The sequence below is a fragment of the Chryseobacterium sp. DZ-32 genome (assembly GCF_059587025.1).
In genome coordinates this window covers 1-15,295 of record NZ_JCAIOM010000019.1, presented here as the reverse complement: position 1 = coordinate 15,295, position 15,295 = coordinate 1, and the positions used below count along the sequence as shown (strand labels likewise).

The following is a 15,295-nucleotide window of genomic DNA, read 5'->3' as shown; positions in this document are numbered from 1 at the left end:
AGATGATTTAACTTTTGAAATACTTGGAAGAAAGCATTTTATATCTATATTTATCCCGAATAAAAAACCAATTCGCATGAAGAATATTAAAACCGCAGGAATTCTTACTTTCCTGTTGCTGGGAACAGCTACTGCTTTCTCACAATCAAGAAAAACAGAATCTACAAAAGGTGTGGAGAAAACCGAAGGCAATAAAGTGGTACATGTAGAAGGTGTAGGACATACACTCAATTATACACTCAGCGGAGGCGTTGTTGAGGTAGAAGGTGGTGATAACAAGCTTACGGTAAAAGGGAGTGCAAAAAAAGTTACAATCTCAGGAACAGGTAACAAAATATACATCGATAAAGTAGACAAAATATCCATGGAAGGTGGTGATAACACCGTTTACTACAGAACTTCAGGAACAAAATCAGGGAAACCGGATGTTTCTATTACTGGAGTGGGAAATAAGGTTGTAAAACAATAAAAAAACATTTTTCGGAATCTGAAAAATCTCATCCTAGACCTAAAGTATAAATTAATTAATAAACCTGACGGGTTTTAAAAACCCGTCAGGTTTGGTTCACCAAGCTGAACCAAACTTCTTGCTATTAATACAAATAAAAGACAGTCCTTAAAAATTCCTGCTTATAAAGTATCTCCTTATGACCTTTTTCAAATAAAAATTTCAATCAAATTTATTATATTATTTGTATATTTAAATAACATTTTAATATTTAACAGTAAAACCATTTTACAGTTAAAAAACACAAAACCAAAAGAAATCATGAAAAAAGTACTATTGTTCTCATTAAGCTTATTTTTCAGCTTATATTTTGCTCAAGTAGGGATAAACACAAGCTCTCCCACTGCAACTCTTGATGTAAAAGCATTAACAACAGCCACAGCTCCTGCTATTGCTGAGGGATTAATCACTCCTAGATTATCAAGAGCTGACCTTATTGCTAAAGACGGGGCTTATAATTCCCCACAAACAGGTACATTGGTGTATGTATTAGATACAACAGGTACCCTTACAGTAAAAACAAACAATGTTACTACACCCGGCTACTATTATTTTGATGGAACGATCTGGCAAAAAGTAATTACCTCTGTTCCCAGCGATACCAGTATATATAATACAGATGGTACGATACAAGCAAATCGTACTGTCGCCATGACTAATAAAACATTATCTTTTACGGCAAGTACCCCCAGTGTCAATCAATTTAATATTGACGGCACTACTTTTTCTGTAGATACACAAAATGACAGAATAGGAATCGGGACTTCCGCACCTACTACTAAATTGGATATTAATGGTAATGTGAGAATTGGGACTGCTGCAAGTTCCAATTCATCAACTAATGTTTCTACCCTTGTGAGAGACAACACAACAGGAGAAGTGAAAATTGCTGTTTCATCAACCGGAAATACATCACCGCTAAATTATATTGTTTATACAATTTCTAACGTTAATGGAGACTGGGTTGCTAATTATGACACTAAAATAAGCAGCACAGATTATACTGTGACAGTAGTAGGAAATAGTTTTAACACCTCTTTAAATACTAATACAGGAACAACACCTCCTACTTATGCTCCCGCAAATGTGTTTGCATTTACTTCTGCCGGAACATGGCGTTTATCAGCTGACTATTTAGCCACGGCTACTCCAGGTGGAGTGAATGGAACATGGACAATCTACTGCCTTGTTATCAATAATAGTGTACTTAAAACGCTTACACCAGTGTCTCAAAACTTAGGAGGATTAAATAGTGGAGCAGCAGCTGCACCTCCGGCAGGATTATAATTTTCATTTATTTCGTGAAAATATACCTAGAAATTAATAAACCTGACGGATTAAAAACACGTCAGGTTTGGTTCACCAAACTTATTGTTATTAATGCAAATAAAAAGACAGGCCTTAAAAAAAGCCTGTCTTTTTAAAAATATCTCAGATATAATTTACTCTACGTTGATTACCTTTTCGATTTCCGGAGCATGTTGTTTGATTGTATTTTCAACACCCAGTTTTAAGGTTGAAAAATTCAATGAACACCCGGAACAGTTACCTAAAAGTTTTACAAACACCTGATTATCTTTCACATCAATAAGCTCAATATCACCACCGTCTTTATTCAAAAACGGCCTGATGCTTTCCAGAGCTTCCATTACTCTTGTTACTGTATCTTCGTGCGTTATGTTTGTTTCCATATTTTTTCAGTTCAATTCGGTTTCTTCAAATTTTATTGAAATTATTATTATTTTGCTTTTGGCGAGCATCCTGCCATTGTGGAAATCTTCACTGCTTCAGTGGGAGGAAGATTTTTATTTCTTTCCACTAAGCTTTCTACCATTTTTCTGGCAGTTTCTGTGTAGATATCTTCAATTTTAGATCCTTCCTGAAGTGCTGCCGGTCTTCCAACGTCACCTGCTTCTCTGATGCTCTGGATTAGTGGAATTTCACCCAATACCGGAATTCCAAGATCTTCCGCTAAATATTGTGCTCCCTGGTTTCCAAAGATATAATATTTATTGTCAGGAAGTTCTTCCGGTGTAAAATACGCCATATTTTCGATCAAACCAAGCACAGGAATGTTAATACTTTCCATCTGGAACATGGCAATTCCTTTTCTTACGTCTGCCAATGCAACATGCTGAGGTGTACTTACGATGACCGCTCCTGTTACTGGTACTTCCTGGATAATTGACAAGTGAATGTCACCTGTTCCCGGAGGAAGGTCAATTAGAAGGAAATCCAGTTCTCCCCATGCTGCATCTCTGATCATCTGGTTCAAAGCTTTTGAAGCCATAGGACCTCTCCATACTACTGCCTGATTGGCTCCTGAGAAGTATCCTATTGAAAGCATTTTTACTCCATAATTTTCGATAGGCTTCATCAGATTCTTACCATTCACTTCTACAGAAATTGGTTTTTGTCCCTCTGTATCAAACATGGTAGGAACTGAAGGACCGTAGATATCAGCATCCAGTAATCCTACTTTAAAGCCCATTTTAGCCAACGTTACTGCCATATTTGCAGAAACGGTAGATTTCCCTACTCCTCCTTTACCGGAAGCAATAGCGATAATATTTTGAATTCCCGGAATCTGTTTTCCTTTGATCTGACTTTGCTGAATTTCACTAGGCTCCGGAGAAACGATTTTAAGTTTTAAATGAATGTCTTCTCCAAACTCACTGGCAAAAGCCTGTTTCATAGCAGCCTCCAGTTTTTTCTTTTCGTGCATTGCAGGCGAATGGGCAGTCATATCAATATAAACATCGTTACCCATAATCTGAAGATTATTCACCAAATCGTCTACTTCTATTTCTTTAAGGAATTCCTGAACCTTTTCTTTCGTCAACATATAAATATAAATTGTTTACAAATTTACGCATTTTTTCGGTAATTTAGAATCAATAAAATCTATAATATCAGGTGATAAATCAGATCGTTAAAAATTTCTTATTCTGTTTTTTCATTCTGATACCACATCCTCTCCCAGAAAGCAATTGATATGAAAACGACCTCCTATCCTTCCAAATATGCACAGCCAAAAGGAATTATTATTGTTGGAAAAACAAAATTCAAATGGTATGACCTGGCCAATGATCCTGCAGAAGTTTCACAACAGGACATTGAAAATGCCCAAAAGTGTATCGAAAGTGCTGAAGAAAACTTTAAAAACATTGATGATCTCGGATTTGTCATTATGCACCGCTGCGGAAAAAACTATCTTTTACTGGTATGTACATGGCGAAATGAAAACGAATTATGGGAGAGCGTGTATTATGATGGTTCCGGACAATTTGAAATATGGGACAGAAACAAAACCCACCTCCCAACTTATTGTGTCTGGGAAATGGGTATTGTCTATCATGAATCTCAGTCCTGGAAAAAATATCTGGGCTCCGGAAGAGAAGACAAAGATAAAGAGACCTATCTCAATCATTTTTTTGAAGGAGAAGTGTAATTTAAATTCGCTCTGTCTTCTTATGAATGAGATCGTTTTTAACAGGACAAACGGTAATGATCTTTTATTGCATCACTTTTGCTGTTTTTCAATATCTTCGTCTGATAAAATCAGAACATGAAAAAAGGGCTTATTGCATTTTCTATATTTATTACTCAGATCATTTCTGCACAGAGCTATTCCCAATATGTGAATCCGTTTATAGGAACCGGAGGGCATGGCCACACTTTTCCCGGGGCAATCGTTCCATTCGGGATGGTACAGCTTTCTCCCGATACAAGAATTGATGGAAGCTGGGACGGATGCGGCGGATATCATTATTCGGATTCTGTCATCTATGGTTTTTCTCATACGCATTTAAATGGTACAGGAGTTTCTGATTATGGAGACATTATGCTGATACCTACTATGGGAAATCCAAGCCTGAACAGCAAAGACTATTCTTCGAAATTTTCGCATAAAAATGAAAAAGCAACAGCAGGATTCTATGCTGTAAAATTAGATAAAAATAATATTGATGTTCGCCTTACAACGACAAAAAGAGTCGGGTATCATGAATACACTTTCAACAATGCCGGAAATGCCAATATTATCTTAGACCTCAACCACAGAGACAAACTTCTGGAAGGAGAAGTAAAGATCATTGATGATAAAACCATTGAGGTTTTCAGAAGAAGTGAAGCATGGGCCACCAACCAGTATATCTATGCCAGAATTGAGTTTTCAAAGCCTATGAAAATTTCAAAAAAAGAAGTTAACGGAAAGCAGGAAAACAATCTTTTTACCGGAACAAAACTGGCCCTGGCATTTTCAGCCACCGTTAAAAAAGGAGAAAAGATCAATGTAAAAGTTTCTGTTTCTCCTACAGGATATGAAGGAGCAGGAAAAAATATGCTGGCAGAAGGACAGTCAGGCGATTTTGACACTGTAAGAAAGCAAGCTCAATCTGACTGGGACAAAGAGCTTTCAAAAATTGAGGTGAAATCTGATGATAAAAACAAATTGACCGTTTTTTACACTGCTCTATATCACGTTTTCACACAACCCAACATCAATATGGATGTAGACGGAAGATACAGAGGTAGAGATAATAAGCTTTATACCGCCAATGGTTTTGATTATTATACGGTATTTTCACTTTGGGACACCTTCAGAGGAGCACATCCGCTGATGACTTTAATCGACAGAAAAAGAACTGCTGATTTTATCAATACCTTTATTAAACAATACGAACAGGGAGGGAAACTTCCGGTATGGGAACTGGCTTCCAATGAAACAGAATGTATGATTGGCTACCACTCTGTTTCCGTCATTGCAGATGCTATGGCTAAGGGAATTCAGGGGTTTGATTATGAAAAGGCATTTCAGGCTGCAAAAGGTTCTGCCATGCAGGATATTTTTGGATTGAATGCTTATAAACAGAATCATTATATCAGTATAGATGACGAGCATGAAAGTGTTTCGAAAACTGTAGAATATGCTTATGATGACTGGTGTATTGCTCAGATGGCAAAAATTTTAGGCAAAAAAGAAGAGTATCAGGAGTTCATGAAACGTTCTCAGAACTGGAAAAACCTTTACAATCCAAAAACAGGCTTTATGCAGCCGAGAAAAAACGGGAATTGGTATGAGCCTTTTGATCCGAGAGAAGTTAACAACAATTATACGGAAGGAAACTCGTGGCATTATTCATATTCTGTACAGCAGGACATTCCGGGACTTATTGCTGCTCATGGCGGGAAAGAAAAGTTTGAACAGTTTATTGATGCTATCTTTACTGCTCCTGATAAAACTACGGGAAGAGAACAAGTGGACATCACAGGATTGATGGGCCAATATGCCCAGGGAAATGAGCCAAGCCACCACATTGCCTATCTGTATAATTTCGTCGACAAGCCAGAAAAAACAGATGCGAAAATCAAATACATTCTTGATAATTTTTATAAAAACACCCCTGACGGATTGATCGGAAATGAAGACTGCGGCCAGATGAGTGCCTGGTATGTTTTAAGCTCAATGGGAATTTATTCTGTAACCCCGGGATTACCGGAATGGGAAACCACCACTCCTTATTTTGATGAAATTAAAATTCACCTTGAAGACGGCACTACAAGAACGATTACAAAAACTACAGGCAGAGCGGAGCTCAAAAAATTAGGTTTCGAAAATGTAAAACCTGCTAAAGATTTTAAATATCCTGAACAGACAGCCTCTCCGGTAATTGCTGCCGACAGAATCTTCGACTTTTCTACCAAAGTTGAAATCACTCCATTAAACCCAAGCGACAAAGTATATTATATGACAATGGATGAGAGTGACAGCAATAAAAGAAAGACGTTTTCAACTTATAAAGGACCATTCTCCATCACCAAAACTACTCAGGTAATGGCTTATGCTGAAAGAAACGGCGAAAAAAGTTCTGTAACTACTGCTCATTTCAACAGAAGACCCAATTACTGGGATATTAATATTCTGTCAAAAGTAACTCCACAATACAGTGCTACCGGAAATCTTGCTCTTATTGACGGAATCAGAGGAGATGTTAACTGGAGAAAAGGTGAATGGCATGGTTATCAGGGACAGAATTTTGAAGCCGTTATTGATCTTAAATCCCCTCAAAACATTAAATATTTATCTTCAACGTACCTTCAGGATAGCAAAGCATGGATTCTGATGCCTAAAAAGGTGGAATATTACGCTTCCATGAACGGAAAAGATTTTGTCCTTCTGAAGACCGTTGACAATACTATTGATCCTAAGGATGAAAAAGTACAGATCAAAGATTTTTCTACAGAAATTCTTCCTACCGAAGCACGTTATATCAAAGTAAAAGCCTACTACTTCGGAAAACTTCCGGAATGGCATCAGGGAGCCGGAGGCGATGCGTATATCTTTATTGATGAGATTGGTATAAAGTAAGGAAGATGGGAGAAGGAAGATGGAAGTTTCTATCTGCCGGAGTACTTTCTAAAGTTGGCTTGAAGAAAGGTTAAAATTAAAAATTCGATAAGTAAACATAGATTAATCTTTAGACTTTCAGAAACTTCCAGCATCCAGCTTCCTACAAAAAAATCACCCTTCGAAAATTCGAAGGGCGTATTTTTTATCCATTCATTCTTTCCGACCATTGCAGGACTTCCGGAAGTTCTATATCAGAAAACTCGATGTGGAGGACTCTTCTTTTCTTTCCGTTGGTGGTTCTGTTAGAACCGTGAAGCGTTAAAGGTTTCATCAGCATAATTCCACCTTTTTCTACATTGCAGATTTCTTCTTTTTCTACAGTCCAGTCGATGGTTTCCGGTCTGTAAATGCCTTTTGTGTGGGATTTTGGAACTACTTTCAGTGCTCCGTTATTCTCATTAGTATCATCCAGATGGATTCTGATGGTATAGATATTTTCCAAAACGTTGAGCGGAGGCTGTACTGCAAACTGATTTTGTTTGGTGGTCCATGGTCCGAAATTTTCCAATTCCAGCTTTTTATCTACAGAAATTGTCAGATCCTGGTGATAGGCCACATACCAGTTGGAGGTTTCAGGTTTATCAAAATAGATACTTTTGACCACAAAATATTTTTCTCCAAAAATTTCCTTAACCACTTTCCTGATGTTTTCATTAAACACAAGGTCTTTGATTTCCGGAACTTCCTTTAAAAACTGTCTGATGGCAAAAAGGTCTTCAGACTTTCTAAAATTTTCTTTTGAAGTGTCTATATTTTGCAGCACAACATTGATGTCTTCAAGTTCTTTCTGCGAAAACACATTATTGATAACAGCAAAGCCATATTTTTCAATATGGCTTTTATGATTTTCTAAGTTGTTTAAACTCATTGATATTTAAATTTTGTCCAATGGTTCAGTTAACTGTCCTTCCCATTTTGAAACGGCTGTGGTTGCCAGCGTATTTCCAAGTACGTTGGTCATACTTCTACCCATATCACAGAAATGGTCAATAGGTAAAATCAAAGCAATACCTTCCGGCGGAATCCCGAACATGGAACAGGTCGCCACAATAATTACCAGGGAAGCTCTTGGAACGCCTGCAATTCCTTTTGACGTAAGCATTAATACCAAAAGCATAGTGATCTGCTGTCCAAGGGTCATTTCGATTCCGTAAATCTGAGCAATAAAGATTGAAGCAAATGTCATGTACATCATACTTCCATCCAGGTTGAATGAATATCCTAAAGGTAAAATAAAAGAAACTACTCTGCTGTTACACCCGAATTTCTCCAGTTCTTCCACCAATTTCGGGAATACTGCTTCTGAACTTGTAGTAGAGAAAGCAATTAGCAAAGGCTCTTTAATTCTTTTTAAAAGATCAAAAAGACGGTTTCCTAAGATGAAATATCCTACCAGTAAAAGGACCAGCCAGAGAACTCCTATAGCAAAGAAGAAGTCTCTTAAATAAATAGCATATACTTTAAAAATTTCAAAACCATTGGTGGCCACTACCGCTGCAATAGCGCCCAATACTCCAAGCGGAGCAAACCACATGATATACCCTACCATTTTAAGAATGGCGTGAGCAATAATATCAAATAGTTTCACAACAGGCTTAGCGTATTCTTCTCCAAGATTAGCCAAAGCAACTCCAAACATTACCGCAAATACAACAATCTGCAGTACTTCGTTGGTAGCGAAGGCTTCAAATAAACTTTTAGGAATCATGTGTTTTACGAAATCTTCCATGGAAAAACTTTTGCTGCTTTTAAGAAGTTCGTCAGCAGAAGCGACATCCTGAATTGGTAATTTGGTAACATGTCCTGGCTCCAGCCAGTTAACAAGGATCAACCCGATAAAAAGGGAAATCAGAGAAGCTGAAATAAACCAAAGCATGGCTTTTGTACCTACTCTTCCAATCATTTTGATATCACTCATTTTGGCAATCCCTACTACTAATGTCGTAAAAACCAATGGAGCAATAATCATCTGTACCAATCTGATAAAAACCGTTCCCAACAGTTTTATGTTTTTAGAAAAGGGTTCTGCACTATCCGGATAGCTCACGTGTACAATACCTCCGATTCCTACTCCCAGAAGAAGGGCAATGATAATTGCTATAAAAAGTTTATTCTGTCCTTTCATATATATAGTTCAATTTGCGCAAATATAATGGTTTTTCAATTGGCAGACGATTTTCTTCTATAGCGTTGAATTTTGCATTAAGTTTTTAATCCCTGAAAATTAAAACCCTGGTTTAGAAAATATTGTAAAAAAATTAAGAAACATTTATTGACTTTTTATTCTTTTGGTACAAATTTTATTATTACATTTGAGTGTATAACAACATTAATAAATATACAATATGAAAAAAACTATTGCAATGGCTGCATTAGCTGTAGCTGTATCTTTCGGTGCTATTTCTTGTAAAAAGAAAGTTTCTGATGCCGACCTTCAGACTCAGGCTACAACTATAGTAACTTCTAATCCCAATGCTTCTGTTGAAGTAAAAGAAGGTGTAGCTCACTTAAGCGGTACTTTCGCAGATCAACAGTCTAAAGACGCAATGATTGCTAAATTAAAAGCCATCAGCGGAGTAAAAGACGTAATGGATATGTCTACCGTAGCAGCTCCTGCACCTGCAGCACCAGTTGAAACGGCATCTGCTGTAGATCCTGCTGTTCAGAAAAAAGTTCAGGATGCAGTGAAGGATTTCCCTTCTGTAAAAGTAGAAGTTATAAACGGACAGCTTACGCTTACAGGAAATGTTTCTGCTTTACAGGCCAGAAAAATCAAAGAATCTGTAGATGCTTTGAAAATCGGAAAGTATAACAACAACCTAATCGTAAAATAATTAAAGATGAGCGAATTACAAGATAAATATTCAAGTGTAGTTTCAGCGGCACAGTCTGCAGGGATCTCCAATCTTCAGGTTCAGGAGCAGGACGGAATTCTTTATGTTTCCGGAAATGCTTCCAATACTGCGGCTAAAGATGCTGTATGGAATGCTTTAGGAGCTATTGATTCTACTTATTCTGCTTCAGATATCAATATTGATGTACAGGTTGCAGGTCTTGCTGCAGGAGCTTCTTTAACAGTGGCTACTGAAGAATCTAACCTTAATATCAGACAGGAACCTTCTACTGAAGCCGCCGTTGTAGGTAAAGCTGCAAAAGGTTCTTCTGTAACGCTTATTGAGCAGACTTCTGATGACTGGTGGAAAGTGAAAAATGCAGACGGCCAGGAAGGATATGCTTACTCAAGATATTTAAGAGCATAATTTTTATTAAAAAATAATAAATTTTCACAAAAAAAGCATAGAAACATCCCAACTTTGGGATGTTTTTATATTTTTACGGCTCTGAAAAAAAAACTAATGAAGAAAACTCTGTTGCTATTGACTTTGATGTTCACTGTCATTATTCTGCACGCCCAAAAGTTACACATTGACGGAAAAATATCCGATTCCGAAAAGAAAGCGATAGAAAATGCCACCGTCTATCTTTTGAAACAAAAAGATTCATCCATTATCAATTATACGGCAACCAATAGGGAAGGGAAATTCTCGCTGAAGATTGATGATATGAAAGAACCTTCCATTCTCAAAATTGATGCTGATAAATTATCTTCCTATTCAAAAAAATTCGAAAAAATAGATCAGTCTCTATCTCTGGGAGATATTCAGCTGGAGAAGCAAGGTATTGTAAATAAAATTGATGAAGTAAAAATCACCGTTTCACCCGTAAAAATTAAAAAAGACACTATTGAATTTAATGCAGCTGCTATCAAAGTACGCCCAGACAGTAAAATTGAAGAACTTCTGAAGCAAATCCCCGGTGTAGAAATCAGCAATGAAGGAAAGATTACCGTGAATGGCAAAGAAGTAGACCAGATCATGATCAATGGAAAGCCTTTCTTTGATAAAGATGGTAAAATCGCTCTTCAGAATTTACCCGCAGATATTATTAAGAATATTCAGTTCACCACCACTAAAACCAAGGAGGAAGAACTCAGCGGAAAAGCAGCCAAATCTCAGAATACCACCATCAATTTTAATATTGATGAAAAGAAAAATAAAGGTTTACTGACAAGACTTACGGTTGGCTATGGATCAGATAAACGGTATGAAGCAAGTGGACTGGCGAGTTATTTTAAAGGGGATACCAAAATAAGCCTATTGGCTTCTTCCAATAATATCAACTCTCAGGGATTCTCCAGAGATGAGGTTTTTGACAGTATGGGAAATGGCCGGAATGCCTGGATGATGCAGGGAGGATCTGTCTCAACGGTAGGAAATATGACTTACTATAACCAGGGAGGCGGTACGAAAGGAATTCAAAGGTCTACAACAATTGGGTTAAACTACAGTGACAAGCTGGGAAAAGATGCCGATCTGGATTCCTTCAGCCTGATGCATTCCGATTCCAATACGGAAACAAGATCTAAAGTTTCAAGATCTACCCTTCTCCCTACTTACACGCTTCAAACCAATTCTGAAAGCAATGGTGAAAATGAGTCCAAACAATACAGCTTTGATACTTCGGCTAAAATCAAGCTGGATTCTATGACGAGTATCTATCTTTCTCCAAGATTTACAAAAAACAGCAGTTTCAATTTTAATAATTCACGTTCATCTACTTTAAATAATGGTAAACTTGTAAATGAAAGTAATACTTATTCAACTAATGACTCGGAAAGCAATTCATTCAATCCATACCTCTATTTTTCAAGAAAGTTCAGGAAAAAAGGCCGTTCAATTTCCGCCAATATGAACAGTTCCATTTCAGAATCCAGAAGGGATAATCTGAATCAATCTCAAAACACGTTCTATCAATCCAATGGAATATCAACAGACAACAGGGATCAATTAGCCAAAAATAAAAATCAGAACAGCAGTTTCAATTTCAATGCCGGATATACAGAACCTGTTTCCGATTCGTCCAGTGTAAGTTTTGAAGTGAAATATGAAACCCGATCTACTAGAGACTTGAGGAATGTAAATGATTTTGATAATACAACCGGAGACTACACTAAATACAATCAGCTTTTATCCAACAATATGAAGCAAAGAATCAATCAGATCTCTCCTGAGCTTACATATCAGATTAATAAAAAGAAACTGAATTTCTGGGCTTCCATGAATCTTGATATTTCAGATATGAAGGTAAATTCTATCTATAACGGACAGCAATATGATCTGCAGAAAAATTTTGTACTCCCCCAATATAATGTCAATCTTTACTACCAGCTGAGTGAAGGAAAAACCTTAAACATTTACAACTATTCCAACTTCACCATTCCCACCGCAGAACAACTGACTCCATATAAAGACGAATCCAATCCTTTGATTACCTATCAGGGAAACCCTGATTTGAAAAATACCTGGACCAACAATCTTTATTTATATTTCAATAATTATAATAAAGTGAAAGAGTTCAGCTACTATTTCAATATTGGTTTTACGTACAGAAATAATGATATCATCAATTTTTCCACCTATGATAATGCAGGGAAACAGGTAATTACTTATGACAACGTAAGCGGAAATAAAAGCATCAATGCCGGCGGAGGTTTCAGTAAAGTATTGAAATGGAAGAATAATAAACTTATTATCAATCCAAGACTCACCATGAATTATGCTTACAATAACGGTTTTATTGATGGACAATCTTTCACCAGCAATTCTTACAATCTAAACCCAGGTCTTAATCTTACCTATGAAATCAAGGATAAAATGACCATCAAACCTTCTTACAGACTTGGATACAGTTTCTCCAATTATACCAATTATAATGTAACGAATGTAAATACAGCCAATCAATCCTTAAAACTGGAACTCACCAATTATATGCTGAAAGGCAATTTTGTATTTGGAAACGATTTTGAATACAATACCAATTCCAATATTGCTCCGGGCTTTAAAAAAGATTTCTACTTCTGGAATACCAGCCTTGGATATTCGTTCTATAAAAAACAGTTTACGGCAAAAGTAAAAGTTTATGATGTTTTAAATCAAAATCAAAGCGTAAGAAGAACGATCACCGATTCTTATTTTGAAGACCGTGAAGATCTCATCCTGAAACGATATATCATGTTCTCCATCAGCATGAAACTGAATAAATTTGCAGGAAAAAAGAAGTAATACATCACACCATACTTTATATATAATTTTTGATAATGGCCGGATCTTTCCGGCTATTTCTATGGATATACTGAATTTCATCCTTGAACGATATTACAACTGAAGACGTTATATTCCCATCCTCCGGAGGGGTGGCGAAAATTCAAAGAATTTTTGACGGGGTGGTTTAGCATAAACATATTCCAATAAATACGAATGCTTTTTAGTCAATAAACCTGTTTTTATTTTTAAATTAGCATCAAATTTTTTTTATGAAAATCCATATTTCAGTATTATGTATTCTTTTTTTCATTCTTGGAAAAGCTCAGAAAACGGAACAGAAAGATACCTTCGTTAAAGACAATTTCACCAAGAAAGAATTTTATATTCCCATGCGTGATGGCGTGAAACTTTTTACTGCGGTATATATTCCGAAAGATATATCGAACAAAAACAAATATCCGTTCCTGATGCAGAGAACCTGTTACAGCATTGCACCGTACGGAGAAAGTGAATATAAAACAAAGGTAGGTCCCAACACGTATCTTATGAAAGACAAGTATATTTTCGTGTATCAGGACGTACGCGGAAGATATATGAGTGAAGGCACTTTTACCAATATGACTCCGCAGGTGGAACGCAAGACCAAAAAAGATGTTGATGAAAGTACGGATACTTATGACACCATCGAATGGCTTTTGAAAAATGTGAAAGATAACAATGGTAAAGTAGGCCAATTCGGTACATCATACCCGGGATTCTATACTGCTGTAGGAACGTTGTCACAGCATCCTGCTTTGGTAGCTTCTTCACCACAGGCACCTATTTCTGATTTCTGGAATGACGACTTTCTTCACAACGGAAGATTTATGCTCGGCTATTTCAGAACATTCCCTGTTTTTGGTGTTCAAAAAACACAGCCGGAGAAACAGGCCTGGTATATGGATTCTTTCATCAAACAGACTTCTGAAGACGGTTTGAAATTCTACAGAGATATGGGTACGCTGAAAGATGGCTATGAAAAGTATTATAAGAACAACTTCTTCATGACAGAGATTATGAATCATACCAACTATGATGAATTCTGGCAGAAAAGAGGTCTTCTTCCTCACCTGAAGAATATTAACCACGCTGTAATGACTGTCGGCGGATGGTTTGATGCAGAAGATCTTTCAGGACCATTGAATATTTATAAAACCATCGAAAAAACAAGCCCTAAAGCCAAAAATACTATCGTTATGGGACCTTTTTCTCATGGCGGCTGGTCTCAGGAGCAGGGAAAACATTTCCACAGTGAAACGTATTTTGGTGACAGCATTGCTACATACTATCAGAAAAATATTGAAACAAAATTTTTCAATCATTATCTGAAAGGCAATACCAAAGAAGATGCAGGACTTCCTGAAGCATTGATGTATGACACCGGTGCTAAAGCATGGAAGGAATTTGCTTCTTACCCACCCAAAAATGCTCAGAAAGTGAATTTCTATCTTTCTGATAAAACCCTGAAAAAATCATCAGGACAAGGCTATTCTGAATATTATAGTGATCCTAACAATCCTGTTCTAAGCTCAGATCATTTAAAAGACTTTAACGGTTTCACTCCAAAAAATTATATGTCGGAAGACCAGAGATTTGCTGTAGGAAGACCAGATGTATTAACATTCACTACTGATGTATTGACTGATGATATTACATTTGCCGGAGAGATTATGGCTAAACTGAATATTGCTTCCACGTCCACAGATGCCGATTTTGCAGTAAAACTGATTGATGTTTATCCTGAAGATTTCAAACCTGCAGAAAAGAAAGAAGGCGTTATCTATGGCAACTACCACCAGATGGTAAGAAGTGAGATCATGCCTGCAAGATTCAGAAATACCAAAGAAAAGGGAGAAGCTTTGGTTCCGAACCAGAAGACGGCTGTTAACTTCAGACTTCAGGATGTAGTTCATACGTTCAAAAAGGGACACAAAATCCAGATTCAGATCAGCAGCACATGGTTCCCGCTTTTCGCCATCAATCCACAGAAATTTATGGATAACCCGAATTTTGCCAACAAAGAAGATTACACCAAAGCATTCATCAAAGTGTATGATGACAGCTCCATTGAAGCTGAAATTTTAAAATAAATTGAAAAAGCTGTTCGTTTGAACAGCTTTTTTGTTTTTAGAGCTTGAAGTTTATTTTAAGTTTCGGCTCCTATGTTTGCAAAAGAATAAATTTACATACAAAGCAAAAGGGGTGAGAGAACAGTTTTGGCTAAATAACTCA

At 36.8% G+C, this 15,295-nt stretch carries 12 protein-coding genes; 8 read left to right on the top strand and 4 right to left on the bottom strand.

Features of this window, described 5'->3' with window-relative positions:
• The first annotated feature begins 76 nt into the window (after positions 1 to 76).
• Positions 77 to 469 carry a DUF3060 domain-containing protein gene (locus tag AC59HC_RS18685; RefSeq protein WP_110009976.1) on the top strand — a complete coding sequence of 131 codons (393 nt, stop codon included), beginning with the start codon at positions 77 to 79 and terminating at the stop codon, positions 467 to 469.
• Positions 470 to 769: 300 nt separating this feature from the next.
• Entirely contained in the window at positions 770 to 1,795 is a 1,026-nt protein-coding gene (locus AC59HC_RS18680) for a phage tail-like protein (protein WP_343643228.1), read from the top strand.
• 155 nt (positions 1,796 to 1,950) lie between these two features.
• Here AC59HC_RS18680 and AC59HC_RS18675 read toward each other — a convergent pair whose 3' ends face one another.
• Both AC59HC_RS18675 and AC59HC_RS18670 read right to left on the bottom strand, forming a co-directional pair.
• Entirely contained in the window at positions 1,951 to 2,199 is a 249-nt protein-coding gene (locus tag AC59HC_RS18675) for a NifU family protein (protein ID WP_002977212.1), read from the bottom strand.
• 47 nt (positions 2,200 to 2,246) lie between these two features.
• Complete coding sequence (locus AC59HC_RS18670; RefSeq protein WP_110009978.1) at positions 2,247 to 3,353, bottom strand: Mrp/NBP35 family ATP-binding protein; 1,107 nt, start codon at positions 3,351 to 3,353, stop codon at positions 2,247 to 2,249.
• A 150-nt stretch (positions 3,354 to 3,503) separates the two neighbouring features.
• On the opposite strand from AC59HC_RS18670, the gene AC59HC_RS18665 reads away from it, so the two are divergent.
• Positions 3,504 to 3,959, top strand: coding sequence for a hypothetical protein (locus tag AC59HC_RS18665; RefSeq protein WP_110009979.1), 456 nt, complete (start codon positions 3,504 to 3,506; stop codon positions 3,957 to 3,959).
• 117 nt (positions 3,960 to 4,076) lie between these two features.
• Entirely contained in the window at positions 4,077 to 6,878 is a 2,802-nt protein-coding gene (locus AC59HC_RS18660) for a GH92 family glycosyl hydrolase (protein WP_496559135.1), read from the top strand.
• Positions 6,879 to 7,062: 184 nt separating this feature from the next.
• Here the strand turns inward: AC59HC_RS18660 and AC59HC_RS18655 are convergent, their stop codons facing one another.
• Complete coding sequence (locus tag AC59HC_RS18655) at positions 7,063 to 7,788, bottom strand: phytanoyl-CoA dioxygenase family protein (RefSeq protein WP_496559134.1); 726 nt, start codon at positions 7,786 to 7,788, stop codon at positions 7,063 to 7,065.
• Between the two features lie 6 nt (positions 7,789 to 7,794).
• The gene (locus AC59HC_RS18650) at positions 7,795 to 9,045 is read right to left on the bottom strand and encodes a dicarboxylate/amino acid:cation symporter (protein WP_047434424.1); all 1,251 of its coding nucleotides are present in this window, start codon (positions 9,043 to 9,045) and stop codon (positions 7,795 to 7,797) included.
• Positions 9,046 to 9,265: 220 nt separating this feature from the next.
• On the opposite strand from AC59HC_RS18650, the gene AC59HC_RS18645 reads away from it, so the two are divergent.
• The 4 genes from AC59HC_RS18645 (at position 9,266) to AC59HC_RS18630 (ending at position 15,153) form a co-directional block, all read left to right on the top strand.
• Positions 9,266 to 9,754 carry a BON domain-containing protein gene (locus AC59HC_RS18645; RefSeq protein WP_411413566.1) on the top strand — a complete coding sequence of 163 codons (489 nt, stop codon included), beginning with the start codon at positions 9,266 to 9,268 and terminating at the stop codon, positions 9,752 to 9,754.
• Positions 9,755 to 9,760: 6 nt separating this feature from the next.
• Positions 9,761 to 10,180 (top strand): SH3 domain-containing protein, encoded by a 420-nt coding sequence (locus tag AC59HC_RS18640; protein ID WP_202838807.1) that lies wholly within the window; start codon positions 9,761 to 9,763, stop codon positions 10,178 to 10,180.
• Positions 10,181 to 10,276: 96 nt separating this feature from the next.
• A complete protein-coding gene (locus tag AC59HC_RS18635) occupies positions 10,277 to 13,042 on the top strand; it encodes an outer membrane beta-barrel protein (RefSeq protein ID WP_496559133.1) in 2,766 nt (921 codons plus the stop codon).
• A 251-nt stretch (positions 13,043 to 13,293) separates the two neighbouring features.
• The gene (locus AC59HC_RS18630; protein WP_496559132.1) at positions 13,294 to 15,153 is read left to right on the top strand and encodes a CocE/NonD family hydrolase; all 1,860 of its coding nucleotides are present in this window, start codon (positions 13,294 to 13,296) and stop codon (positions 15,151 to 15,153) included.
• Positions 15,154 to 15,295 lie beyond the last annotated feature (142 nt).

Bases quoted from the DNA above. Each gene is read 5' to 3' on its own strand.
- AC59HC_RS18685 (WP_110009976.1), top strand. From the start codon at position 77: ATGAAGAATATTAAAACCGCAGGAATTCTTACTTTCCTGTTGCTGGGA.
- AC59HC_RS18680 (WP_343643228.1), top strand. From the start codon at position 770: ATGAAAAAAGTACTATTGTTCTCATTAAGCTTATTTTTCAGCTTATAT.
- AC59HC_RS18675 (WP_002977212.1), bottom strand. From the start codon at position 2,199: ATGGAAACAAACATAACGCACGAAGATACAGTAACAAGAGTAATGGAA.
- AC59HC_RS18670 (WP_110009978.1), bottom strand. From the start codon at position 3,353: ATGTTGACGAAAGAAAAGGTTCAGGAATTCCTTAAAGAAATAGAAGTA.
- AC59HC_RS18665 (WP_110009979.1), top strand. From the start codon at position 3,504: ATGAAAACGACCTCCTATCCTTCCAAATATGCACAGCCAAAAGGAATT.
- AC59HC_RS18660 (WP_496559135.1), top strand. From the start codon at position 4,077: ATGAAAAAAGGGCTTATTGCATTTTCTATATTTATTACTCAGATCATT.
- AC59HC_RS18655 (WP_496559134.1), bottom strand. From the start codon at position 7,788: ATGAGTTTAAACAACTTAGAAAATCATAAAAGCCATATTGAAAAATAT.
- AC59HC_RS18650 (WP_047434424.1), bottom strand. From the start codon at position 9,045: ATGAAAGGACAGAATAAACTTTTTATAGCAATTATCATTGCCCTTCTT.
- AC59HC_RS18645 (WP_411413566.1), top strand. From the start codon at position 9,266: ATGAAAAAAACTATTGCAATGGCTGCATTAGCTGTAGCTGTATCTTTC.
- AC59HC_RS18640 (WP_202838807.1), top strand. From the start codon at position 9,761: ATGAGCGAATTACAAGATAAATATTCAAGTGTAGTTTCAGCGGCACAG.
- AC59HC_RS18635 (WP_496559133.1), top strand. From the start codon at position 10,277: ATGAAGAAAACTCTGTTGCTATTGACTTTGATGTTCACTGTCATTATT.
- AC59HC_RS18630 (WP_496559132.1), top strand. From the start codon at position 13,294: ATGAAAATCCATATTTCAGTATTATGTATTCTTTTTTTCATTCTTGGA.